This is a genomic window from Amycolatopsis sp. WAC 01416 (assembly GCF_003947485.1).
Classification (GTDB): Bacteria; Actinomycetota; Actinomycetes; order Mycobacteriales; family Pseudonocardiaceae; genus Amycolatopsis.
On sequence record NZ_QHHX01000014.1, the window covers coordinates 14,112 to 37,234 of the forward strand.

21 protein-coding genes are annotated in these 23,123 nt (G+C 69.1%); 20 read left to right on the forward strand and 1 reads right to left on the reverse strand.

What is annotated here, in order from left to right; all coding sequences use genetic code 11:
• Positions 1 to 110: 110 nt before the first annotated feature.
• From DL990_RS37510 to DL990_RS37570, 14 genes are all read left to right on the forward strand, one after another.
• On the forward strand, positions 111 to 1,013 hold the full coding sequence (locus DL990_RS37510; RefSeq protein ID WP_370305246.1) for a helix-turn-helix transcriptional regulator: 903 nt from the start codon (positions 111 to 113) through the stop codon (positions 1,011 to 1,013).
• Positions 1,014 to 1,172: 159 nt separating this feature from the next.
• On the forward strand, positions 1,173 to 2,129 hold the full coding sequence (locus DL990_RS37515) for a DUF1702 family protein (protein ID WP_255431428.1): 957 nt from the start codon (positions 1,173 to 1,175) through the stop codon (positions 2,127 to 2,129).
• Complete coding sequence (locus tag DL990_RS37520) at positions 2,126 to 4,090, forward strand: CRTAC1 family protein (protein ID WP_125779749.1); 1,965 nt, start codon at positions 2,126 to 2,128, stop codon at positions 4,088 to 4,090. Before DL990_RS37515 ends, DL990_RS37520 begins: the two co-directional genes overlap by 4 nt.
• 5 nt (positions 4,091 to 4,095) lie before the next feature.
• Positions 4,096 to 5,076, forward strand: a complete 981-nt coding sequence (locus DL990_RS37525) for an enediyne biosynthesis protein (protein WP_125779747.1) — start codon at positions 4,096 to 4,098, stop codon at positions 5,074 to 5,076.
• On the forward strand, positions 5,073 to 6,425 hold the full coding sequence (locus DL990_RS37530) for a cytochrome P450 (RefSeq protein WP_125779745.1): 1,353 nt from the start codon (positions 5,073 to 5,075) through the stop codon (positions 6,423 to 6,425). Before DL990_RS37525 ends, DL990_RS37530 begins: the two co-directional genes overlap by 4 nt.
• Before the next feature lie 5 nt (positions 6,426 to 6,430).
• Entirely contained in the window at positions 6,431 to 6,988 is a 558-nt protein-coding gene (locus tag DL990_RS37535) for a DUF5987 family protein (RefSeq protein ID WP_125779743.1), read from the forward strand.
• Positions 6,985 to 8,637 (forward strand): GMC family oxidoreductase, encoded by a 1,653-nt coding sequence (locus DL990_RS37540; protein WP_125779741.1) that lies wholly within the window; start codon positions 6,985 to 6,987, stop codon positions 8,635 to 8,637. The genes DL990_RS37535 and DL990_RS37540 overlap by 4 nt, the downstream gene beginning before the upstream one ends.
• Before the next feature lie 2 nt (positions 8,638 to 8,639).
• Positions 8,640 to 9,596 (forward strand): carboxymuconolactone decarboxylase family protein, encoded by a 957-nt coding sequence (locus tag DL990_RS37545; protein ID WP_125801521.1) that lies wholly within the window; start codon positions 8,640 to 8,642, stop codon positions 9,594 to 9,596.
• 141 nt (positions 9,597 to 9,737) lie between these two features.
• On the forward strand, positions 9,738 to 15,575 hold the full coding sequence (locus tag DL990_RS37550; protein WP_125801522.1) for a type I polyketide synthase: 5,838 nt from the start codon (positions 9,738 to 9,740) through the stop codon (positions 15,573 to 15,575).
• Between the two features lies 1 nt (position 15,576).
• The gene (locus tag DL990_RS37555; protein WP_125779735.1) at positions 15,577 to 16,017 is read left to right on the forward strand and encodes a thioesterase family protein; all 441 of its coding nucleotides are present in this window, start codon (positions 15,577 to 15,579) and stop codon (positions 16,015 to 16,017) included.
• Position 16,018: 1 nt separating this feature from the next.
• Positions 16,019 to 16,591 carry a flavin reductase family protein gene (locus tag DL990_RS37560; protein ID WP_125779732.1) on the forward strand — a complete coding sequence of 191 codons (573 nt, stop codon included), beginning with the start codon at positions 16,019 to 16,021 and terminating at the stop codon, positions 16,589 to 16,591.
• A gap of 17 nt (positions 16,592 to 16,608) precedes the next feature.
• Positions 16,609 to 16,776, forward strand: coding sequence for a DUF6222 family protein (locus DL990_RS41610; protein ID WP_199746769.1), 168 nt, complete (start codon positions 16,609 to 16,611; stop codon positions 16,774 to 16,776).
• A gap of 158 nt (positions 16,777 to 16,934) precedes the next feature.
• The gene (locus DL990_RS37565; protein ID WP_370451406.1) at positions 16,935 to 18,476 is read left to right on the forward strand and encodes an acyl-CoA carboxylase subunit beta; all 1,542 of its coding nucleotides are present in this window, start codon (positions 16,935 to 16,937) and stop codon (positions 18,474 to 18,476) included.
• Between the two features lie 11 nt (positions 18,477 to 18,487).
• Entirely contained in the window at positions 18,488 to 18,679 is a 192-nt protein-coding gene (locus tag DL990_RS37570) for an acyl-CoA carboxylase subunit epsilon (protein ID WP_125779728.1), read from the forward strand.
• A 203-nt stretch (positions 18,680 to 18,882) separates the two neighbouring features.
• Here DL990_RS37570 and DL990_RS37575 read toward each other — a convergent pair whose 3' ends face one another.
• A complete protein-coding gene (locus DL990_RS37575; RefSeq protein WP_125779726.1) occupies positions 18,883 to 19,062 on the reverse strand; it encodes a hypothetical protein in 180 nt (59 codons plus the stop codon).
• A 312-nt stretch (positions 19,063 to 19,374) separates the two neighbouring features.
• Between DL990_RS37575 and DL990_RS42265 the strand changes: the two genes are divergently transcribed.
• From DL990_RS42265 to DL990_RS37600, 6 genes are all read left to right on the forward strand, one after another.
• Positions 19,375 to 19,500, forward strand: coding sequence for a hypothetical protein (locus DL990_RS42265; protein WP_255431423.1), 126 nt, complete (start codon positions 19,375 to 19,377; stop codon positions 19,498 to 19,500).
• 117 nt (positions 19,501 to 19,617) lie between these two features.
• Entirely contained in the window at positions 19,618 to 19,926 is a 309-nt protein-coding gene (locus DL990_RS37580; protein WP_125786038.1) for a DUF6235 family protein, read from the forward strand.
• A 257-nt stretch (positions 19,927 to 20,183) separates the two neighbouring features.
• Positions 20,184 to 20,669, forward strand: a complete 486-nt coding sequence (locus DL990_RS37585; protein ID WP_199746771.1) for a DUF6423 family protein — start codon at positions 20,184 to 20,186, stop codon at positions 20,667 to 20,669.
• Positions 20,670 to 20,677: 8 nt separating this feature from the next.
• Positions 20,678 to 21,997, forward strand: coding sequence for an FAD-dependent oxidoreductase (locus DL990_RS37590; RefSeq protein ID WP_125801524.1), 1,320 nt, complete (start codon positions 20,678 to 20,680; stop codon positions 21,995 to 21,997).
• Positions 21,990 to 22,466, forward strand: coding sequence for a DUF6187 family protein (locus tag DL990_RS37595; protein ID WP_125786035.1), 477 nt, complete (start codon positions 21,990 to 21,992; stop codon positions 22,464 to 22,466). The genes DL990_RS37590 and DL990_RS37595 overlap by 8 nt, the downstream gene beginning before the upstream one ends.
• Complete coding sequence (locus DL990_RS37600) at positions 22,438 to 22,983, forward strand: carboxymuconolactone decarboxylase family protein (protein ID WP_125786034.1); 546 nt, start codon at positions 22,438 to 22,440, stop codon at positions 22,981 to 22,983. Before DL990_RS37595 ends, DL990_RS37600 begins: the two co-directional genes overlap by 29 nt.
• Positions 22,984 to 23,123: the final 140 nt, after the last annotated feature.

The window sequence follows — 23,123 nt, forward strand, 5'->3', positions numbered from 1 at the left end:
GTCGGTCCCACGCGAACGGCTGGGTCTCCATCGCGCGTCGAGTGCTCCGAAATCGCCGCCGCGTTTGCTGTCAGCAGAGGAAAAGCGACAGCGAATCCGAGGTTGGTCTGATGCAGCTACGAACAGTCGCCATGGCGGCGAACGAGAAAGGCGTCACCGAACCCGGTCGGCTCCCCGAGCCGGCGTCCCCCTTGCAACCTGCGGTGCTGCAGGCCATCTCATCGATGCACGCGAGGTACTTCGACCCGATCACCTTGAGCGACCTGGCATCGGAAGTCTTCGTCAGCCCGTTCCACTTCTCGCGGATCTTCACCAAGGCGACCGGGGTCACCCCCGGCCGGTACCTCACCGCGATCCGGCTCTTCGAAGCGAAACGACTGCTGCTGACGACATCGCTGACGGTGTCGGACATCGTGTGCAGCGTCGGCTACAGCAGCGTGGGCACCTTCACCAGCCGTTTCACCCGTGCGGTCGGGATGACCCCGACCCAGTACCGTGACCCCGAGGTCGGCGAACTGCTCGTCGCGCTGGCCCCGCATTTCCAGCGGCTCCCGACGCTGGAAGCCTTGCACAGCGCCGGAATGGGCAGCGCCACGATGCGCAGCGGCACCGGCACGATCAGCGTGCGCGTCGAGACCCCGCGCGGCGCGGGTCCGGCGAGTGTCCTCATCGGACTGTTCGCCGAGTCGATCCCGCAGTGCGGCCCGGTCGCGTTCGGCGGCAGGGCGAACGTCCTGTCCGCGGACATCGAGATCCAGAACGTCCCCGAGGGCAGGTGGACCGTGATCGGGGTGGCCGAGCACGCCGCCGGGACCGCGGCTTCCGCGTTCTCCGTCGGTACCCTGCCCGGCCGGGTCGACATCACCCGGTACGGCCGGGTGCATCTGCGGATGCCGATGCGCGCTCCCCGGCCGACCGACGCGCCGATGGCGATCACCCTCGCCGGCGGTCCGACGTCGGCGGGCAACCGGATGACCATGCCCGCTCCCGACTACCTGCGCGCGGTGGCCTGACCGAAGGTATTCCCGCGTTCTCCCGGTCTCGCAAACCGGGAGAACCGGGGCGCAACCGCGGAGTAGCCGCGCCCTCGTCGCGCGTGTGAGCCTTTAACCAATCCAGAATTCGAATCCACCCGTTAGGGGGAGAGTGCGTTGGGCAATGGTTGGCGCACGATCAGACGTCGCATGATCACGCCGGATGTCTCCGAGACCACGCTGGAGAAGCGGGGTTTCCACAAGAAGAGCCCAGCCGCTCAGGAATTGCTGGAGACCGTCGGTGAGAAATTCCTGCTCGGCTATGCGCACGCGGTCGAAGCGCGTACCACCGGGCAGGCCGAAGAATGGCTGGAGCGTATTCCGGTCAAATTCCGCGGCTTCGCCTACGAAGGCGCGGGAATGGGGTACGGAATGCTGGACGGCCTGCCGGGCGGCGGCCGGGGGCATATCGCGGACTTCCTCGACGGTCCCGCCGAGAAGCACGACTACATCATCTACGTCGGTGTCGGCTGGGCGATGGCGCGGCTGCCGCGGTTCCGCTGGCCGTCCGCCGAGGATTTCGACCCGTTGCTGCGCTGGCTGGTGCTCGACGGGTACGGCTTCCACCAGGCCTACTTCAAGACGGCGAAGTACATCGACGGGCAGTTCCAGGACCCGGACTTCTCCTGGCCGCCCGGTAACGACGGCTACTCGTCGAGGGCGATCGATCAGGGCATCGGACGGGCGTTGTGGTTCATCTGCGGCACCGACGTCGATCTGGTCGCCGACACGATCGCGCGTTTCCCGGAGCGGCGGCACGGAGACCTCTACGCCGGCGTCGGGCTCGCCTCGACCTACGCGTGCGGTGTCACCGGCGACGAACTGCGGAAACTGGCCGAGTTCGCCGGTGAGCACCGCGGGAATCTGGCACAGGGCAGTGCTTTCGCCGCCGAAGCCCGCGTCCGCGCCGGGCTGCTGATCCCCGAGACCGAGGTCGCCACGCAGGCGATCTGCGGGCTGCCGGCCGAACGGGCCGCGGCCATCACCCAGGAGGTGCGCCCCGCGACCGTGGTCGACGGCGAACTCCCGGCATTCGAAACCTGGCGACAGCGCATCGCCGCCGAGGTTCTCAACTCTGGAGGTGCAGGGAAATGACCGCGACCTTGGGCTGGCTCCGCAAGCAGCTTGCGGGCATCGTGGCGCTGGTGCTGATGGCGGGACTGTTCGTGGTGGCCCAGCTGCCGACGGTCTCGACCGCCGAGGCCGACACGATGGCTTCGAAGTACGCGTTCGAACCGCTGACGATCGCCTTGCCGGAGGCGGCGAAGAGCCAGTCGATCCGGACGGTCAACAAGGACTACGAGCACATCCGGGCCTGGATCTCCTCGGTCGGTGCCGCGATCGCGGTCAACGACCTCGACGGGGACGAGCTCGCGAACGATCTGTGCTTCGTCGACCCGCGCAGCGACCAGCTGGTGATCACCCCGACGCCGGGCAAGGGCGGCGAGCGCTACGCGCCGTTCGCGCTCGACGCGGCGCCGCTGCCGATGGGCAAGTACATCGCGCCCATGGGTTGTGTGCCCGCGGACTACAACGAAGACGGCCGGGTCGACCTGCTGGCCTACTACTGGGGCCGGACACCGATCCTGTTCCTCTCGAAGCCGGGCGCGACCAAGCTCGAGCCCAAGGCCTACGAGCCGGTGGAACTGGTGCCGGGCAACAACTCCAAGAACGGCGAGTACGCCGGTCCCTTGTGGAACACCAACGCCGCCTCGGTCGGTGACTTCGACGGCGACGGCCACCAGGACATCTTCATCGGCAACTACTTCCCCGACAGCGCTGTACTGGACGACCGCGTCCAGGGCGGGGTCGAGATGAACAAGTCGATGTCGCACGCGGACAACGCGGGTGGCAAGTACATCCTGCGGTTCACCGGCGCGACCCAGGGCGCGAAGCCGACCGCGACGTTCGCCCTCGACGACAAGGCCATCCCGGCCGACGCCCAGGGCGGCTGGTCGCTGGCGGCCAGCGCGACCGACGTCGACGGGGACAACCTGCCGGAGCTCTACATCGGCAACGACTTCGGGCACGACCGCCTGCTGTACAACAAGTCCCGCCCCGGTCACGTCGAATTCGCCGAGGTGAAGGGTGTTCGCGGGCCCAACGAGCCGAAGTCGAAGGTGCTCGGCAACGACTCCTTCAAGGGCATGGGCGTCGACTTCGCCGACCTCGACCACGACGGTCTCTACGACCTGTACGTCAGCAACATCACGACGTCCTGGGGGATCGAGGAAAGCCACTTCCAGTTCATGAACACCGCCAAGGACACCGCGGATCTGCGTGGCCGTCTGCAGGGCGGCGAGGCACCGTGGGTGGACCGCAGCGCGCAGGCCGGCACCGCGTGGTCCGGCTGGGGCTGGGACGTCAAGATCGCCGACTACAACAACAGCGGCGAATCGGTGATCACGCAGGCGACCGGATTCGTCAAGGGTGACGTCAACCGCTGGCCGCAGCTGCAGGAACTGGCGACGTCGAACGACGAACTGCTGAAGCATCCGTCCTTCTGGCCGAACATGGTGGCCGGTGACGACGTCGGCGGCGACCACACCCTGCACTTCTGGGCCAAGGGTTCCGACGGCCGCTACACCGACCTGGCCCCGCGCCTCGGTCTCGCCGTCCCGGTGCCCACCCGCGGTATCGCCACCGGTGACGCCGACGGTGACGGCAAGCTCGACTTCGCGGTGGCCCGCCAGTGGGAGCAGCCGATCTTCTACCACAACGTCAGCCCCGACTCCGGGTCGTACCTGAACCTGAAGCTGGTGCACGACAAGGCTTCGGCGGACGGTCCGCTCAAGGCGGCGGGCACCGCGGCGATCGGCGCGCAGGTCACCGTCGTCACCCCCGACGGCAAGAAGTACATGGACCGCGTCGACGGTGGCAGCGGCCACTCCGGCAAGCGCAGCCACGAGATCCAGATCGGACTCGGCAAGGTCACCGGGCCGGTGAAGGTGAGCCTGCAATGGCGCGACCTGACCGGGACCATCCGCACCCAGGAGGTCCAGCTGACCCCGGGCAGCCACACGTTCCAGCTCGGCGCTCAGGCTAAGGAGAAGTGACCGTCATGGCTGAGCAGACACTCACCGCACCCAAGAGCAACAAGACGATCACGGCCCTTCGCCGGTTCGCGATCTCGATCACCGTCTTCAACATCATCGGCTACACCGTGCTCGGTTTCGAGCAGCCCTACACCTATCCGTTCATCGCGCTGGCGACGGCGTACACCACGGAAATCCTGCTGGAGATCATCGGGGCGCGGGCACAGGGCCGTCCGGTCCGCTTCCGCGGCAACGGGTTCAAGGGGCTGGTGGAGTTCCTCTTCCCGGCGCATATCACCGGTCTCGCGCTGAACATGCTCACCTACGTCAACGACCAGGTGCTGGTCATGATCTTCGGCGTCGTGGTCGCCGTCGGCGCCAAGTGGGTCCTCCAGGCCCCGGTGCGCGGCAGGCTCCGCCACTACATGAACCCGTCGAACTTCGGCATCACGATCATCCTGCTGGTGTTCCCGTGGGCGAGCATCGCGCCGCCGTATCACTTCACCGAGCAGGTCGACTCGTGGGTCGGCTGGCTGATCGTCGGCATCATCATCGTGTCGGGCACGGTGCTCAACGCGATGCTGACCCAGCGGATGTGGCTGATCGGCGCCTGGCTGATCACCTTCGCGTTGCAGGCGATCATCCGTGGCCTGCTGTTCGACACCGCGATCCCCGGCGCGCTCGGGATGATGACCGGGGTGGCGTTCGTGCTCTACACGAACTACATGGTCACCGACCCCGGCACGACACCGTCGAAGCCCGCGTCGCAGGTCCTGTTCGGTTCGGGCGTGGCGCTGGCGTACGGGTTCTTCATGGTGGTCCACGTGTCGTACGGCCTGTTCCTCGCCACCGCGCTGGTCTGTCTCATCCGCGGGATGTTCCTGTGGGGCCTGCACTTCTCCAAGAAGGCGACCGAGAAGTGGGAGGCCGAGCAGGCGAAGTCGGCCGACGTCACGAGCCTGCCGAAGCCGGCCGAGAAGCCGGAAACCGGGGCCGTGGCGGCATGACCCACGAGGCGGAACTCAGCCGGGCGGCGCGTCTCGCGCCGCCCGGCCCGCCGCGCCGGGCGACCTTCGGTCTGCTGAAGAAGCTCTTCACCGACCGGCTGGCGCTCATGTCGGATTCGGCGGAGGCGCACGGGGACGTCGTCCGGATCGCGATCGGGCCCAAGACGATGTACCTGGTGAACCACCCCGAACTGGCGAAACACGTGCTCGCGGACAACGCGGCCAACTACCACAAGGGAATCGGCCTCCAGGAGGCGCGGCGGGCGCTCGGCGACGGGCTGCTCACCAGCGACGGCGACGTCTGGAAGAAACAGCGCCGGACCATCCAGCCGGTGTTCCAGCCCAAGCGGATCGCGCGGCAGGCCTCTGTCGTCGCGAACGAGGTCGAAGGCCTCGTCAAACGCTTGCGGGACACCGAAGGCCCGGTGGAGATCCTGCACGAGATGACCGGGCTGACGCTCGCCGTGCTCGGCAAGACCCTGCTCGATTCCGACCTCGGCGGCTTCACGTCGCTGGGGCATTCGTTCGAGGCCGTGCAGGACCAGGCGATGTTCGAAGCGGTGACGCTGAGCATGGTCCCGCAGTGGGCCCCGCTGAAGAAACAGCTGCGGTTCCGGGAATCCCGGGACGACCTCCGCCGGATCGCCGAGGAACTCGTCGAGCAGCGGCTGGCGAACCCGGTCGAGGGCGGCGAGGACGTGTTGTCCCGCCTCATCGCGACGGACGGGACCCGCGAGCAGATGCGGGACGAGCTCATCACCCTGCTGCTCGCCGGGCACGAGACGACGGCGAGCACCCTGGGCTGGGCGTTCCACTTGCTCGACGAACACCCCGACGTCGCGGCGAAACTGCGTGCCGAGGCCGATGCGGTGCTGGGCGACCAGCTGCCGACGCACGACGATCTGCACCGGTTGCCGTACACGGCCAGGGTCGTCGAAGAGGTCATGCGGCTGTACCCGCCGGTGTGGCTGCTGCCGAGGGTGGCGCAGGCCGACGACGAGATCGGCGGCTACCACATCCCGGCCGGATCCGACGTCGTCGTCGTGCCCTTCACCCTGCACCGGCATCCGGCGTTCTGGCCGGAGCCGGAGAAATTCGATCCGGACCGGTTCGATCCGGATCGGCCGAGCGGGCGGCCCCGGTACGCCTACATCCCGTTCGGCGCGGGGCCGCGGTTCTGCATCGGCAACAGCCTCGGCGTGATGGAGGCCGTTTTCGTGCTGACGATGGTCCTGCGCGACCTCGAACTCAGGAAGGTCCCAGGCTACGACGTGGTCCCCGAAGCGATGCTGTCGCTGCGGGTGCGCGGCGGGCTGCCGATGACGGTGCACACCAGGAACAGGAGGTAGGTTCCGTGGATTCGGACGAACAGGTCAAGGTGTCCACTTTGGAGGCCTACGCGGACACGATCTTGCCGGGCGAGAAGCGGTTCCCCGGGGATCACGCGATCGCCGGCGCCTCGCCGGGGCCGGGCGCGGTGGTGGCGGGCGCGCTCGAACTGCTGCACACCGAGGCGACCGGGGTGACCGTCGGGCTGCCCTATCTGGCGCAGGCCCTCAACGATCACGCGAAGATCCACGCCAAGGAAAACGACCTCGAACTCGACGAGGCCCTGCCGCCGTTCGTCGCATTGTCCTTTGCGGACAGAACGGCACTCGTGCGGTCGCTGACCGCGCCGGGACATCCGGAGAAGGACGGCTGGGTCAGCCTCGCCTTGTTCTGCAACATGGCCTTCGACAGCGCGGCGCACAAGCACACCGCCGAAGCGATCGCCGAGGGGCACCCCGGCCTGCTGGCGATGGGATACACCGCGCCGGACGAAGACGGCCTGTGGCGGTTCCCGAAGTTCTCCTACCGTCGCGAACTGGCGCGACTCCACCCCGACACCACGCCTTCCGGGAGTCCGGCATGACTGCCTATGACAAGACCGACGTCGTCATCGTCGGCAGCGGGTTCGGTGGCTCCATCCCCGCCTACCACTTGGCCGCGGGCGGGGCGAAGGTCACCGTGCTGGAACGCGGGCCGTGGCTGGAGACGAAGGAGTTCGAGCACGACTACCTGCTCGGCTCGTCCTACACCAGGGCCTTCGATTTCGTCGTCGGCGACGGGATGAGCGTGCTCGGCGGGAACTGCGTCGGCGGCGGCAGCGTGGTGTACTTCGCCGCGATGCCGCGCGCGCCGAAGTTCGTGTTCGAGCGCCACGGCGGCATCGGCAGGCGGATGTGGCCGTCGGTGCTGACGCGGGACACCCTGGAGCCTTGGTACGACCGGGTTTCGGATTCGCTTCCGGTGTCCACACAGGACTGGAACGACGTCTCGTACGCGGGCGGGCTGTGGGCCGCGTTGTGCGACCACTCCGGCCGGACCGCGAACCCGGCGCCGGTCGCGGTGGACAACGACCGCTGTGTGAACTGCAACTTCATGATGGCGGGCTGCCGGTTCGACGCGAAACGCTCGCTGCTGACCAACTATCTGCCCGCCGCGCTCGCACACGGGGCGAAGATCCGGCCGCTGCACGAGGTCCAGCGCATCGAGCGGATCGACGACGGCGACTACCGCGTGCACTTCAACGTCGTCGACGACACGGACTACCGGGCGCAGACCGGCAGCGGGACGATCGACGCGAAGGTCGTCATCATCGCCGCGGGCGCGGGGGCGACTCCGGTGATCCTTCAGCGTTCGGAGGCGGCGCTGGGCACCATGCCGCACGCGGTCGGCCGGTACTTCTCCGGCAACGGTGAGCGGCTCAACACCGCGATCATCGACGAGGAGCGCGTCCGCGAGGTGCTCGGACTGTCCCGTGAGGACGGCAAGGTCTACGAGGCCAACCACATCGGCAAGGGCCCGACGGTGGCGAACTGGGACAAGCTCGACGGTTCGCTTCCGGAGTACGAGCGGTACTCGCTGGAGCAGCTGTACTTCCCGCCAGGGCTCGGCACGATCCTCGCGCAGGTGCCCGACGGAGACGAACCGCGCTGGTTCGGCGCGCAGAAGAAGGAGATCCTCAAGAAGTGGTCGTCCTGGCTGACCATCTTCCTGATGACCGAGGACGACAACGAGGGCGTCTTCGGCGCGCCGCCGCCCACCGGCAACGCGTACCGCATCTCCCAGCAGATGCTCGGCCGCGGCCCGCTGAAGTACGACCCGACGCCGAACACCCTGCACGGCTGGTCGCTGGCCGACGCGGAGTGCAAGGAGATCCTCGAGAAGGACGGCCTGGCGAAGGTGTCGCCGTGGACCAACGACGTCGTCGGCGCGTACACCGTGCACCCGCTGGCGTCGTGCCGGATCGGTGACGACCCGGAGACCTCGGCGCTGCACCCGAACCACGAACTCCGCAACCATCCCGGGATCTTCGTGACCGACAGCGCCTCCGTGCCGGGCGCGCTGACGGTGAATCCGGCGATGACGATCGCGGCGCTGGCCGAACGTTCGGTACCGGGCATCGTGCGTGCGTTGCAGGCACGCGGTGTCGACGTCACGTACGGCGCGCCGGCTCCGGACGGCTCGATCACCGGGCGGCGGGCGGTCAGCAAGCTGTCGCTGGTCGCCGGGAGCTGAGCATGGCGCCCGCGCTGGTGAGACTCGCGCTGAGACGGGTGCTGCGCGAAGTCCGGTACGTCCGGCCGGTCCCGTACGGCCGGGCGACCGGGCTCGTGCGCGACGTCTACCGTCGGCTGGAACGCGAATTCGGCATGCTGGCCCCGCCGGTGGCACTGCATTCGCCGTCACCGACCGTGCTCGCGGCGAGTTGGGTGATGCTGCGGGAATCGCTGGTGGCGGCGGGGGCGACGAGCCGGGCTGATCGGGAGGTCGTCGCGACACTGGTCTCGCGGGCGAACTCGTGCCCCTACTGTGTCGAGGTCCATGGGATGGCGCTGGATTCGCTCGGGCGTTCCTCGGAGGCATCGGCGATCGCCGACGGGCGGCCTGTCGCGGATCCGTTCGCCGGGGCGTTGTCCGTGGCGGCCAGGGCGGAGCTGACCGCCGTCGCGTTCACGTTCCACTACCTGAACCGGGTGGTGAGCGTGTTCCTCGGGCCGTCACCGCTGCCTTCGAACGTGCCGGATTCGGCACGTTCGAAGGCGAAGACCGTCCTCGGACGGCTCCTTCGCCCGGCGTCGGCGGCACTGCCCGGTGAGTCGCTGGACCTGCTTCCGGCAGGGTCGCGGGATTTCTCCTGGGCTGCGGGGAATCCGATCATGGAGGACGCGTTCTCCCGCGCCGCGTCGGCTTTCGCCTCGCTGGCGGTGCCCTCGGAGGTACGGGAAGTCGTGGCGCGAGAACTGTCCACATGGGACGGTTCCGCGCCAGGATTGAGCCGTTCGTGGGTGGACGCCTTCGACGATCCGGCGGTCCGGCTGGCCTTGGTGGTGGCGAAGGCGCCCTATCAGGTCGACGATGCTTTGGTGACCGCCGCCGGCTTGGGCGATCGAGAGCTGGTCGAGCTCGTGGGGTGGACGAGTTTCGCCGCGGCCGCCCACCGCGTCTCGCTATCGAGCTCGCCTTCAACAACATGAGAGAAGACTTCTCGCCCTGCTCCGGTTCATGCTTGACCGGACTGCAGGTGCGGACGGCGCCCTCGTTCCCGGAACAGGGTTCTGGCGCCGAGACTCCGATTCCGTGACTTGAGTGGTTGAGAGCTAGGGGAGTGCGGTGGCATGAGCGTTGAGCGGATTTCGATTGTCGGTATCGGTCTCCGATACCCGGACGCCGGTTCCCCGGAAGAACTGTGGGAGAACGTCCTCGCCGGCCGCCGGGCGTTCCGGAGGCTGCCCGACGAGCGGATGAACCGCGAGGACTACTACTCGCCCGACCCCGAGGCTCCGGACCGTTTCTACGCCCAGAAGGCCGCGGTCCTCCGGGACTACGAGTTCGACCGGATCAAGTACAAGGTCGCGGGCAGTACGTTCCGCTCGACCGACACCACGCACTGGCTCGCCCTCGACGTCGCCGTGCAGGCGCTGGCGGACGCGGGTTTCCCCGAGGGTGACGGGCTGCCGCGGCCCAACACCGGCGTGGTCATCGGCAACAGCCTCACCGGCGAGTTCTCGCGGGCCAACATCATGCGGCTGCGCTGGCCGTACGTGCGCCGGACCATCGCGGCGGCGCTCGCCGAGCGCGGCTGGGCCGACGGCGACACCGCCGAATTCCTCCACGATCTCGAGGTGCAGTACAAGGCGCCGTTCCCGGAGATCGACGAGGACTCCCTCGCGGGTGGGCTGGCGAACACGATCGCCGGCCGGGTCTGCAACTTCTTCGACTTCGGCGGCGGCGGTTTCACCGTGGACGGTGCCTGCTCGTCGTCGCTGCTCTCCGTGGTCACGGCGGCGAACGCGCTTTCGGAGGGCGACCTCGACGTCGCCGTCGCGGGTGGTGTCGACTTGTCGATCGACCCGTTCGAGGTGATCGGGTTCGCCAAGACCGGCGCGCTCGCCAAACGGGAGATGAAGGTCTACGACGCCGATTCCAACGGTTTCTGGCCCGGCGAGGGGTCCGGCATGCTCGTGCTGATGCGCGAGGAGGACGCGATCGCGCAGGGCAAGCGGATCTACGCCACCATCGGCGGCTGGGGTGTCTCCTCCGACGGCAAGGGCGGCATCACCCGCCCCGAGGCGTCGGGTCACCGCCTCGCGCTCAAACGGGCCTACGAGAAGGCCGGCTACGGGGTCGAGACCGTTTCGTACTTCGAAGGGCACGGCACCGGGACCGCGCTGGGCGACGCCACCGAGATCGAGGCGCTGTCCACCGTCCGACGCGACGCCGACCCGCTCGCTGACCCCGCCGCGCTGAGCACGATCAAGGGCAACATCGGCCACACCAAGGCCGCGGCAGGGGTCGCCGGGTTGATCAAGGCCGCGCTGGCGGTCTATCACCAGGTCATCCCGCCCGCGACCGGCCACTTCGAACCGCACGAGTCGCTGGTCGGCGATTCCGCGCGGATGTACGTCCCGGCCGAGGCCGGGCTGTGGCCCTCGGACCACCCGGTCCGCGCGGGTGTCTCCGCGATGGGGTTCGGCGGCATCAACTCGCACGTCACCGTCACCGAAGCGCCGGGTGCGGCCCGGCGCAAGGAACTCGACGAGAAGACCCGGTCGCTGGTCGCCGGACGTCAGGACAGCGAGCTGCTGCTCCTCGACGAGGACGACGCCGCGTCGCTGCGTGGCAAGGTGACCGGTCTGCTGGAGGTCGTCCCGAAGCTCTCGTTCGCGGAGCTCGCGGACCTGGCGGGCACGCTTTCCGCGGAACTGTCCGGGAAATCGGTCCGCGCCGCGGTCGTCGCGGCCAACCCCGAGGACGCCGAGCGCAAGCTGGCCAAGCTCCTCGACCTTCTCGGCGAGGGAGAACCGGAGGTCTTCTCCTCCCGCGAAGGCATCTTCGCCAGTGCGCGTTCGACGGACCCGAAGATCGGATTCCTGTTCCCCGGTCAGGGTTCCGGGCAGGGCACGGTCGGCGCGCTGCGCAAGCGCTTCGGGCACGCCGACGACATCTACCGCGCCGCTGGCCTGTCCACCGGCGCGGACCAGGTCGCCACCGACGTCGCGCAGCCGCGGATCGTCACCGGCTCGCTCGCCGGGCTCCGGGTGCTGAAGAGCCTCGGCATCGAAGCGCGGACGGTCGCGGGGCACAGCCTCGGTGAACTGACCGCCTTGCACTGGGGCGGCGCGCTCACCGAACGCGAAGTCCTCCGCCTGGCCAAGATCCGCGGCAAGGTGATGGCGACCGCGAGCGACGGAAACGGTGCCATGGCGGGGATCGCGGCCACCCCGGGGGTCGCCGAGCGGCTCGCCGAGGGCGAAGAGGTGGTCATCGCGGGGTACAACGCTCCCGAGCAGACCGTCCTTTCCGGACCGGCGGACGCCATCGACCGGGTGGTCGCCCGTGCTCGCGCGGAAGGTGTCACCGCCACCCGCATCAACGTCTCGCACGCGTTCCACTCGCCCGCGGTCGTCCCGGCCGCCGAGGCGATGACCGGCGAACTCGCCACGTTCGACTTCGCCAGGCTCGACCGGCCGGTCGTCTCCACGGTGACCGGCGACGTCCTGCACGCCGCCGAGGACCTGCGTGACCTGCTGCGCGATCAGGTGGTCCTGCCGGTCCGCTTCCGTGAGGCGGCCGCGAAGGTCGCCGAGCGCAGCGACCTGGTGATCGAGGTCGGCCCCGGCCGCGTGCTCACCGGGCTGTTCGGCGCGATCGCGCCTGGCACCCCGGCGCTCGCGATCGACACCGACAGCCCAACGCTGGCTTCGGTGCTGAAGGTGGCCGGCGCCGCGTTCGCGATCGGCGCCCCGCTGGAGACGTCCGCGCTCTTCGACGGCCGTGTCGTGCGGGCACTGCCGGTGGACGGGAAGTTCTCGTTCCTCACCAGCCCGTGCGAGGCCGCGCCGTCCATCGACGCGGAACTGGCCCGCGACCGCGTCACCGACCCCACCGCACCCGCCGCCGCCACGACCGGGGCGACGACGGAAAGCGGCGGCAGCAGCACCCTCGAACTGCTGCGGAAACTCGCCTCCGAGCGGGTCGAACTGCCGCTCGAAGCGGTCACCGCCGACACACATCCGCTCGACGACCTGCACCTTTCGTCGATCACCGTCGGTCAGCTCGTCAACGACGTGACCCGTGCGCTCGGCCGTCCGGCGCTGGAGGGCATGCCGAACTTCGCGACCGTCTGCCTCGGCGAACTCGCCGACATGATCGACGAACTCGCGCAGACCGCCAAACCCGCCGACAGCAACCAGGCCGAGGTCGCCGGAGTCGGGCCGTGGGTCCGGCCGTTCGCGGTCGAGTACGCCGTCGCGCCGAAGCCGTCGCCCGACCTCACGCCGGGAGCCGCCGGCCTTTCGCAAGCGGAGTGGACGGCGTTCGCCCCGGAGGGCCACCCGCTGGCGGAGCCGCTGCGCGCGGCGCTGGCCACCGCGGGCGTCGGCGACGGTGTCGTCCTGTGCCTGAACGCGGACAGCGATTCCGGTGACGTGGGCTTGTTCCTGGACGCGGGCCGCGCGGTGCTGTCCGCGCCCAACGGCACGCGGTTCGTCGTGGTGCAGCACGGTCTCGGTGCCTCAGGCCTGGCTAAGACGCTGCGGCTGGAAGACCCGTCGGCCAGGACCACGATCGTCGACCTCGCCGACGTCCGCCCGGCGGACCCCGAGGCCATCCGTGCCGCGGTGTCCACCGTGGTCACCGAAGTGGCGGCCACCAACGACTTCAGCGAAGTCCGCTACGACTCCGCCGGTGTCCGCACGGTGCCGAAGCTCGGTGCCCTCAAACCGTCCGAAGCCCAGGGGACACCGCTGGGCGCCGAAGACGTCCTGCTCGTCACCGGCGGCGGCAAGGGCATCACCGCGGAGAGCGCTTTGGCGCTGGCCAAGGATTCCGGCGCGAAACTCGCGCTGCTCGGCCGCAGCGACCCTGCCGACGACGCCGAACTGTCGGAGAACCTCGGCCGGATGGCGGCGGCGGGCATCACCTACCGCTACGAACGCGCCGACGTCACCGACGCCCGTCAGGTGGCCGACGCCGTCAACCGGATCCAGGACGGGTTCGGACCGGTCACCGCGGTACTGCACGGCGCGGGCCGCAACGAGCCCGCCGCGCTGTTCTCCTTGACCGAGGAGACCTTCCGCAAGACGCTGGCCCCGAAGATCGGCGGCCTCAACGCCGTCCTCGACGCCGTCGACAAGGACAAGATCAAGCTGCTGGTGACCTTCGGCAGCATCATCGGACGGGCGGGGCTGCGCGGTGAGGCGCACTACGCCACGGCCAACGACTGGATGACGGAACTGACCGTCCGCTTCGGCCGCGAGCACCCCCAGGCCCGCGCGATCGCCCTCGAATGGTCGGTCTGGTCGGGGACCGGGATGGGCGAGAAGCTCGGCGTCGTCAGCGCGTTGATGCGCGACGGCATCACCCCGATCCCGACCGAGGAGGGCATCGAGATCCTCCGCCAGGTCGTCGGCGATCCGGCCGCCCCGTCGGTACTGGTCGTCTGCGGCCGGACAGCGGGACTGGTCACCCTGCCGGTGGAGAAACGCGAACTGCCGCTGACCCGCTTCGTCGACCGCGCCGTCGTGCACTACCCGGGGGTCGAGCTGATCACCGAGGCCGACCTCTCCGCGGGCAGCGACCCGTATCTGGCCGACCATCTGCTCGACGGCCAGCTGCTGTTCCCGGCGGTGATCGGCATGGAGGCGATGACCCAGGTCGCCAAGGCCGCGCTGGGCGTGGAAACCCTGCCGGCACCGGTGTTCTCCGACGTCGAGTTCCTGCGCCCGATCATCGTCTCGCCGGGCGGGTCGACCACGATCCGGCTCGCCGCGCTGGCCAGGGACGCCGAAACGGTGGACGTGGTGCTGCGCAGCGGGGAGACCGGGTTCAGCGCCGACCACTTCCGCGCCCGGCTGCGGTTCTCCCGGCCCGACCCGCTGGGTGACACCGTCGTCCGCGACGTCGCGCTGCCGCCGGTCCCGGTCGACCCGACGACCGAGCTCTACGGCACGGTCCTGTTCCAGGGCAAGCGATTCCAGCGGGTCACCGGATATCGCCGGGCAGGCGCCCGGCACGCGGTCGCGGAGATCGCGACCGGCGCCGAGGTCGACTGGTTCGCGCCGTTCCTTCCGCAGGAACAGCTTCTGGCCGACCCTGGCACCCGCGACGCGATGATGCACGCGATCCAGTGCTGCGTCCCGGACGCGACCCTGCTGCCGCAAGGAATCGAGCGGCTGTACCTGGCCGAGCCCGGCGAGCAGGACCCGGAGTACGTGCTCCTCGACGCCCGCGAGCGTTCGCAGGACGGCGACAGCTACCTCTACGACCTCGACGTCCGCAACCCCGACGGGAAGCTCGTCGAGCGGTGGGAAGGGCTGAAACTGCGCGCGGTGCGCAAACGTGACGGCGAAGGGCCTTGGGTCCCGTCGATGCTCGGGTCCTATTTGGAGCGTTCCGTCGAACGACTGCTCGGCTCGTCCCGCGCGATCGTCGTCGAACCGGACCCGGTGGGCGTTGCGGTGGAGACCACGTCGGAACGGCGGGCGCAGACGGCCTTGGCCGCCGGCCGCGCCGTCGACCGCCCGCTCGAGATCCGCTACCGGCCGGACGGGAAACCGGAAGCCGACGGGGTCGAGATCAGCGCGTCGCACAGCGCCGGACTCACCTTGGCGATCGCGGGCGACGGACGGATCGCCTGCGACGTCGAGACGGCGATCGAACGGACACTCCAGGACTGGGCGGGTCTGCTCGGCGAGGATCTGCTCGCGGTGGGCGAACTGCTCGCCGCGGACGCCCGCGAGCCGCTTTCGGTCGCGCACACCAGGGTCTGGAGCGCGCTCGAATGCGTGCGCAAGACCGGGGACATGACACAGGCACTCACCGTGCACCGGGTCGATCCGGACGGCTGGGCGGTGCTCTCGCACGGTGCCGCCCGCATCGCCACCTGGGTGACGACCGTCAACGACCGGACCGATCCCGTGGTCTTCGCGGTGCTACAGGGAGAGGGAAACTGACATGGCCGACTACTACGAGATCCTGCACACGGTCGGGTTCGAAGAGACCAACCTGGTCGGCAACGTCTACTACGTGAACTACGTGCGCTGGCAGGGCCGGTGCCGCGAGATGTTCCTGAAGGACAAGGCGCCGGCGGTGCTCGAAGAGGTCCGCCGGGACTTGAAACTCTTCACGCTCAAGGTGGACTGCGAGTTCTACGCGGAGATCACCGCGTTCGACGAGCTCTCCATCCGGTTGCGGCTGGAAGAGCTGACCCAGACCCAGATCCAGTTCACCTTCGACTACGTCCACCTCACCGGCGAGGGGGAGCGGCTGGTGGCGCGCGGACGGCAGCGGATCGCGTGCATGCGCGGCCCCAACACGGCGACCGTGCCCAGCAGGGTGCCCGAGCAACTGCGTGAGGCGCTGGCCCCGTACGCCGTCGACGGCAAGGGGGAGTGACGTGGGCGAGGTGGAGGAACCTTCGCGGCCGGTGCTGAAACGCCTGCCGACACCCGCCGCGCGACGACGGCTGTCCGCGCAGTCCGGGTTGCGGGAGGTGATGGGCCAGTTCGCCACCGGGGTCACCGTGCTGACCGCCGGGGGCGAACGGGCACACGGGATGACCGCCAACGCCGTCACCTCCGTGTCACTGGAGCCGCCGATGGTGCTGTGCTGCGTTTCCCGCGCGGCACGGATGCACGAGGCGATCGTGACGGCGGGGTCGTACGCGGTCACGGTGCTGGCGTCGGACCAGAAGGAGCTGGCGAAGTACTTCGCGGACTGGCGCCGCCCGGCCGGGCTCGCGCAGTTCGATTCGGTGGACTGGACGGCGGGGCCGCGGACCGGCGCCCCGCTGCTCGACGGCGCGCTCGCGTGGCTGGAATGCGAGCTGGCGGAGGTCTACGAGGGCGGTGACCACTCGATCTTCCTCGGCAAGGTGGTCGCCTCCAGCCGCGGCACCGCGCAGGACTCGCTGGTCTTCTACAGCGGCGGCTATCACCAGATCGACGGCCGGATACGGGCATCGGCCTGACAGGGAGAGGAATTGTCATGACCATCAACGAATCCGCCGCGACCGCCCCGGCGTCCTCGGCCGAACGGCCGCCGGTGGTGACCACGATGCCCCGTCTCGGGCGGGGGGTGTGCTGGCGCGACATCAAGCGGGAGATCGAACTCGACGAGCTCGAGCGCGAGGCCAGGCTCAGGGAGGCGGCGTGACCCTGCAGGGCGATCCGGGCGCTCAGCGCACGGAGGACTCCGAGGTGGTGCCGCTGCCGGAGGACCGGCTGCGGCGCCCCCGGATCCCGAGGGCGACCGACGGGCAGGTGATCCCGCTCGCCAGGGGCGCCGAACCGGTGCACCCCCCGGAACCGACGATGCCGTTGCTGCGCACCCAGCGCGACGAACTGCGCGAGCACATCGTCGACGGGCGGCTCGACGGCGTCCGGCGGCAGCATTCGCTCGGCAAGCACACCGCGCGCGAACGGCTGGATCTGTTGCTGGACCCCGATTCCTTCACCGAGGTCGAGCTGTACCGACGGCATCAGGCGAGCGGGCTCGGGCTGGCGGAGAACCGGCCGTACACCGACGGGGTCATCGCGGGCTCGGGCACCATCGACGGACGGCGCGTCTTCGTCTACGCGCAGGACTTCACCGTTTTCGGCGGTTCGCTCGGCGAGGCGCACGCGGAGAAGATCCACAAGGTGATGGACCTCGCGATCGCCACCGGTTCACCGCTGATCGGGCTCAACGACAGCGGGGGAGCGCGGATCCAGGAAGGGGTCATGGCGCTCAACGGCTACGGCGGCATCTTCCGCCGCCAGGTCGAGGCGTCCGGCGTCATCCCGCAGATCAGCGTGGTGCTGGGGCCGTGCGCGGGCGGGGCGGCGTATTCGCCCGCGCTCGCGGATTTCGTCTTCATGGTGCGCGACACCGCCCGGATGTACCTGACCGGGCCGGACGTCGTCGAGACCGTGACCGGGGAACGGGTCAGCCACGACGAACTGGGCGGCGCGGACGTGCACGGCGCGTCGTCCGGCGTGGCGACCGTGGTGCACGACGACGAGGAGAGCTGCCTCGCCGACGTCCGCTATCTGGTCTCGCTGCTGCCGTCGAACTATCTGGAGCCCGCGCCTCGCGAGCCGTCACAGGACGCGGGCAAGGACCGGCGCCCGAGGTTCGCCGAACTCGTCCCGGTGGAGCCGAACAAGCCCTACGACATGCGGGACGTGTTCACGGAACTGACCGACGACGGCGAGTTCTTCGAGACGCACGAGCGATGGGCGCCGAATGTGCTGTGCGCGCTCGCGCGGATTGACGGCCGGGTGGTCGGCCTGGTCGGCAATCAGCCGATGGTGTTCGCCGGCGTGCTCGACGGTCCCGCTTCGCAGAAGGCCGCGCGGTTCGTGCGGTTCTGCGACGCGTTCAGCATCCCGCTGGTGACCCTCGTCGACGTCCCGGGTTTCCTGCCGGGGGTCGAGCAGGAGCATTCCGGGATCATCCGGCACGGCGCGCAGCTGCTGCACGCCTACTGCGAGGCGACCGTGCCGCGGATCCAGGTCATCCTGCGCAAGGCCTACGGCGGCGCGTACATCGTGATGGACTCGCGGTCCATCGGCACCGACCTGTCACTGGCGTGGCCCACCAACCAGATCGCCGTGATGGGCGCCGAGGGCGCGGTCAACGTGCTGTTCCGCAAGGACCTCGCCGTCGCGCCCGATCCGGACGTACTCCGCGCCCACCTGGTCGCGGAGTACACCGAGGAGTTCATGAACCCGCAGTACTCGGCGGAACGGGGGCTGGTCGACGACATCATCGACCCCGCCGACACCCGGTCCGCCGTCGCCAGGGCGCTGGACATGCTGCAGGACAAGCGAAAGGCCGCACCCCAGCGCAAGCACGGCAACCATCCGATCTGAACGGGGGAACCATGTCACCGTCCGAAAAGGACAGTGCGCCGATCTTCCGGGTCCTGCGGGGGGACCCGGAAGACGCCGAACTGGCGGCACTCGTCGCCGTCTTCACCGCGCTCGCTTCGGCCGCGCCTCCGCCCGCCGCGCCGGCGCGATCCGCCTGGTCGTCTCGAACCCCGGCGACCTGGCGCACTTCGGTCTTGCGCTGACGGACGCCGTCACATGACGCGAAAGCCACTTTCGCAACCTTCGACGTTGCGAAAGTGGCTTTCGCGTCACGCCAGTTGCCTCGCCCCCCGATAGAACCCGATCAGCCGTCCGGTGGGCACTCGCGTGATCGGGCGCGTCACTCGCGTGATTGGACGCGTGACTCGCGTGATCGAGGGCGTCACTCGCGTGATCGGGCGCCGCGCTAAGCGGTGAGCCGTCGCGCGGCCTCGGTTTCCCGCCGCGGCGGATACGTGCTGTGGCAAGTGTGCACGGCGACGTAGAGGACGCCGCCGTCGATCACCGTCTCCAGATCCGTTCGCTCCCCAGGCTCGAACGGGCCTCCGCAGGCCGCGCAGGTCCGCTGCCGTTCCGCCGCGCTCACTGCCTGTCTCGCTGCTCGGGGACGGCCGGGTCGGGCCACGACAGGCCCAGCAGGTCGACGTCGAGTTCGTCGTCGGCGTAGATCTCGTACGGGTCGAGGCGCTCGGTCATGGTGTGCTCCCTGGTTTCCGGATACCACAAGGGCACTACCGGTACCCCCTCGACCGCAACTTTTTCTTTGCTCAGCACGAGCCTCCCGCGTCCTCGATCGCGTCACGATCGGTTCCCGATCGGGCGGGTTCATCCTGGTTGTCAAGTGAGTCGTTCATCGAAGGTCGGGAGGAACGCCATGACGGCACAGGTGCGAATTCGAGTGGCCGGCGATGATTTCGACCCTTGCGGGACCGCCGAGGCCGACGCGACGGCGTTCGTCCCGGAGCCGCGGCAGGCCGCCGAGAACGAGCTCCCGGCCGACCACATCGTCCTCGGCTACAACTAGGCCGTGTCCGGCCTGCTCGACCGGTATGTAAAGCACGGACAAAGAAGACCACCGGGTATCGCGCGCGCGAGAATGAAGATCGCCCACGACCCGGCCAGACCACGAGGAGGCCTCCGGATGGCTATGCGCCTCCAGCTCACGTCGGGTTTGCAGGTGCTGGAAGAATGGGCGATCAATGCACCGCAGGCTGATCGAAATGTCATCTACGAAGCACTTTTCGCGGTGGCCGACGGATCCGCCTTTCTCATCTACGACATCTTCGGAGACGGCCGCGATCCGCATCAGTTCATTATTCTGGTGAAGCATGATCTCGTCATCCGGATAGGGCTCAAGCGGTCCGATTCCTCGTTCGAGATCGTCTACATCGGCGCGCTGGAGCACGGCACACCCGCCGCTGCCTGGATCGAGGACGCCGACGGCTCCTGACCCGGTACCGCTGAACGGCCCAGTCTCCTGCCTCTTACCGGCGGCCTTTCGTACCAGCGGGTCATGCGTTCCTCATCTTGACATCGTCCAGTTCGGCGTGAAATTCTTCCGGTGTTTGGGGGCGGGGGAATTCTGTCGGGCTGGAATTTGCGTTTTGTGTTCTGTGTTCGTCTCGAGGGCTGGAGGCACAAAAGATGTCATCACCTGAATTCCCGGGATTGGATGTTTCCACACGGGTGCGCGCACGTGACATTCAGATGGCCGGGGTCGCCGATGTCCGCCGCCGGGTGCTGATGATCTCCGGCGCGATCGACACCACCGACCACGATATTTCGGTCAGCGTCAACCTCCCGGAGCCGGGTCGCTGGCAGGTGATCAAGTCCGAGACCAACCTGACCGACAAGACCTGGGTCGCGATGCAGGTCGTCACGGACGAGGATTCGACCTTCGTCAACGACGCCGAGACCCTCGTGCTTTCCCGCCAGTTCTCGAAGTCCTTCATGACGCCCGACCAGCGCCGCCTCACCTTCTACGACGGTGAAGTCCGGCCCGGCGAGGCCGTGCTGAAGGTGTACTCGCTGGACGCGGGAGGGCGGAAGCCGACCTACTCCTACTCCCGGTACAGCCCGATCGCGACCGACACCGCCGAGCAGTCCCAGCAGACCCTGGACGAAATGATCAGCGACGGGATGAAACAGCGCCCTGTGATCGAGCTGATCGTCCCGGTGACCGTGATCGGCTGAGTACACCGGTGATCACGTTCGTCCCGGAACCCCAGCTGCTCGAATCGCCGCGCGGGCGGGAGTGGCCGGTCGTCCCCGGCGCCCGCGCGCCGGCCGCCGCCGAACCGCCGTCCGGCGCCGACGTGGTCATCGTCGGCGCGGGCCCGGCGGGGCTCGCGGTCGCTTCCGCGTTGTGGCACCACGGCGTGCGAGACCTCGTCATCGTCGACCGCGACGGCCGTCCCTGCGGCCGGTTCTTCGACCGGATCGACCTGCTCGGCCAGCGCGTGCTGCGGTCACCGTATGAGCACCACCCCGGCGTCGAGGGCTACCGCGACTGCGAACTGCTGGACTTCGCCCGGCTGCACTGGTCGGTGCTGACGCCGGTGGAGCGCCGCGAGATCCGGATGGCGCAGGCCGGGCACCGGTCCGTCGTCCCCGTCGACGTCTTCGAGGCCTACTGCCGTCATCTGGCCGCGAGCCATCACGTCACCGAACGGACCTGGCGCGGTTCGGTGCGCGAGGTGCTGCCGACGTCGGAGGCGGTCACCGTGCGCGCCGACCGGTTCTCCGTGACCGCGCGCCACGCCGTGCTGTGTCTCGGCGAGGAGCGCCGGTCCGCCCCGGACACCTGGTGGGGCGGCGGTCATCCGCCGCGCGGGGTGAGCTACTGGGACGAACCCGTTCCCGCCGGTGGGAAGCGGCTCGCGGTCGTCGGCGCCGGCCTCACCGCCGCACACCTGATCTCCAACGGGCTCGCCCAAGGCCGCGAGGTGCACTGGGTGGTTCGCGAAACGGGCGAACGCTACCAGTGCGCCGACGTCAACTCGTCGTTCTTCCGGCCGGAAGGCCGTGCCCGCTTCGACGGCGTGAGCTGGCCGGAACGGCTCGAACTGATGGGCCGCTTCCGGCGCGCGTCGATCATGTTCGAGTTCCGGCCGATGCTCGAGGCCGCCGAAGCCGAGGGACGGCTGATCGTGCATCGAGGCAAGGCGATCACGAAGGTCGCACCGGGGGTCGCCCTCCACCTCGAAGACGGTTCGCGGGTTTCCGTGGAGCACGCCGTCCTGGCGCTCGGCACCACGCCGTCGATCGGTGACGGTCTGATGCCCGGCGAGGCCGTTCTCGACCGCGGCGGCTGGCCTCAGCTGGACGAGCGCACCTTCGCCTACCTCGGTGCGCCCCGGGTCTTCGCCGTCGGCGCGGCCGCGGGGATGGCGCTGGGCCCGGCCGCCCGCAACATCGACGGCCACCGCGTCGCCACCGCGCGGGTCGCGGCCGCCGTCGCCGAGAACCTGCGGCGGGAAGCCCCGCTGCGGACGGCCGCGAAGGACGTCGCCCGTGTCTGAACCGTACGACTCCCGTTTCACCCTGCCGTCGATCGACGACGCTCCCTCGACCGAGGCGGGGGTGATCCTGCTGGGCCTGGACGCCGAACGTCTGCTGGCAGGCGTCGGGCTAGCCCGTCTCGCCGACGAGCCCGCGCTGGTCGCCCTCGCCGTGGACCAGGCCCGGCACGACGCGCTCGACCTGGGCACCGATGCGCTCGTCGAAGCCGGGATCGTGCGCTGGCGCGCGGTGCGCCCGTTGATCGAAGCAGGTCCGGAGATGACAGCGGCGGGTTCCCTGCGCCGAGAATGGGAACACGCCACCGCGCGGGTCGCCGCCACGGTGACCGGGCTGGGACCGGCTTCGGTGGCTTGCCTCGCGGCCTGCTGGCTGCGTCGCGACGACGTCGAAGAGTTCGCCGAGCACGGGCGGGCGCCGGAAAAGGGGAGCGGTACACACGATGTCCTATCTCGGGTCTTTGCCGACTGACACCACGCTGCTGCAGGTCTTCCGGAAGTTCCCGGCCCCGGCGTCGAAACTGCTGGATCTGCACGAACTGATCATGCGGGCGCCGTCGGCGTTCGACGCGGGGGAGCGGGAGCTGATCGCGGCCTACGTCTCCGGCGTCAACGACTGCCGGTACTGCCACGGGGTCCACACCGTCACCGCGGAGGCTTTCGGTGTGCCGGAAGGGCTTCTGACGGCCGCTTTGGCCGATCTGGACTCCTCGCCCGTGGACGAGCGGATGAAGCCCGTACTGGCCTACGTGGGCAAGCTGACGCGCACGCCGTCACGGATGACCGACGCCGACGCCGAAGCGGTGTTCGCGGCGGGCTGGGACGAGGCCGCGCTGCACGACGCCGTCCTCGTCTGCGCCCTGTTCAACTTCATGAACCGGATGGTCGAGGGGCTCGGGATCCGCGCCGACGACGCCTACGCGAAGATTTCGGGCGTGCGGCTGAAGGAGGGTGGGTACGCCGGTCTGGCGCGCCTGCTCGAATCCTGATTCGACTGTCCACACCGGACAACCGTGCCTCACTGAGACCGGCCGGCCGCGTTCCGTCACCGCCAAAGCCTCTGCTACTCCGTTCGACAGCGGAGGTCGCGGAAGTGGAGCAGTCGAGGAGAACCTTCTGGCGTAGGTGA

Coding starts and splice junctions, on each gene's coding strand:
- DL990_RS37570 (WP_125779728.1), top strand. CDS start 18,488: ATGTCACCGTCCGAAAAGGACAGTGCGCCGATCTTCCGGGTCCTGCGG.
- DL990_RS37525 (WP_125779747.1), top strand. CDS start 4,096: ATGGCTGAGCAGACACTCACCGCACCCAAGAGCAACAAGACGATCACG.
- DL990_RS37540 (WP_125779741.1), top strand. CDS start 6,985: ATGACTGCCTATGACAAGACCGACGTCGTCATCGTCGGCAGCGGGTTC.
- DL990_RS37550 (WP_125801522.1), top strand. CDS start 9,738: ATGAGCGTTGAGCGGATTTCGATTGTCGGTATCGGTCTCCGATACCCG.
- DL990_RS41610 (WP_199746769.1), top strand. CDS start 16,609: ATGACCATCAACGAATCCGCCGCGACCGCCCCGGCGTCCTCGGCCGAA.
- DL990_RS37530 (WP_125779745.1), top strand. CDS start 5,073: ATGACCCACGAGGCGGAACTCAGCCGGGCGGCGCGTCTCGCGCCGCCC.
- DL990_RS37565 (WP_370451406.1), top strand. CDS start 16,935: ATGCCGTTGCTGCGCACCCAGCGCGACGAACTGCGCGAGCACATCGTC.
- DL990_RS37520 (WP_125779749.1), top strand. CDS start 2,126: ATGACCGCGACCTTGGGCTGGCTCCGCAAGCAGCTTGCGGGCATCGTG.
- DL990_RS37580 (WP_125786038.1), top strand. CDS start 19,618: ATGGCTATGCGCCTCCAGCTCACGTCGGGTTTGCAGGTGCTGGAAGAA.
- DL990_RS37545 (WP_125801521.1), top strand. CDS start 8,640: ATGGCGCCCGCGCTGGTGAGACTCGCGCTGAGACGGGTGCTGCGCGAA.
- DL990_RS37600 (WP_125786034.1), top strand. CDS start 22,438: ATGTCCTATCTCGGGTCTTTGCCGACTGACACCACGCTGCTGCAGGTC.
- DL990_RS37555 (WP_125779735.1), top strand. CDS start 15,577: ATGGCCGACTACTACGAGATCCTGCACACGGTCGGGTTCGAAGAGACC.
- DL990_RS37585 (WP_199746771.1), top strand. CDS start 20,184: ATGGCCGGGGTCGCCGATGTCCGCCGCCGGGTGCTGATGATCTCCGGC.
- DL990_RS37510 (WP_370305246.1), top strand. CDS start 111: ATGCAGCTACGAACAGTCGCCATGGCGGCGAACGAGAAAGGCGTCACC.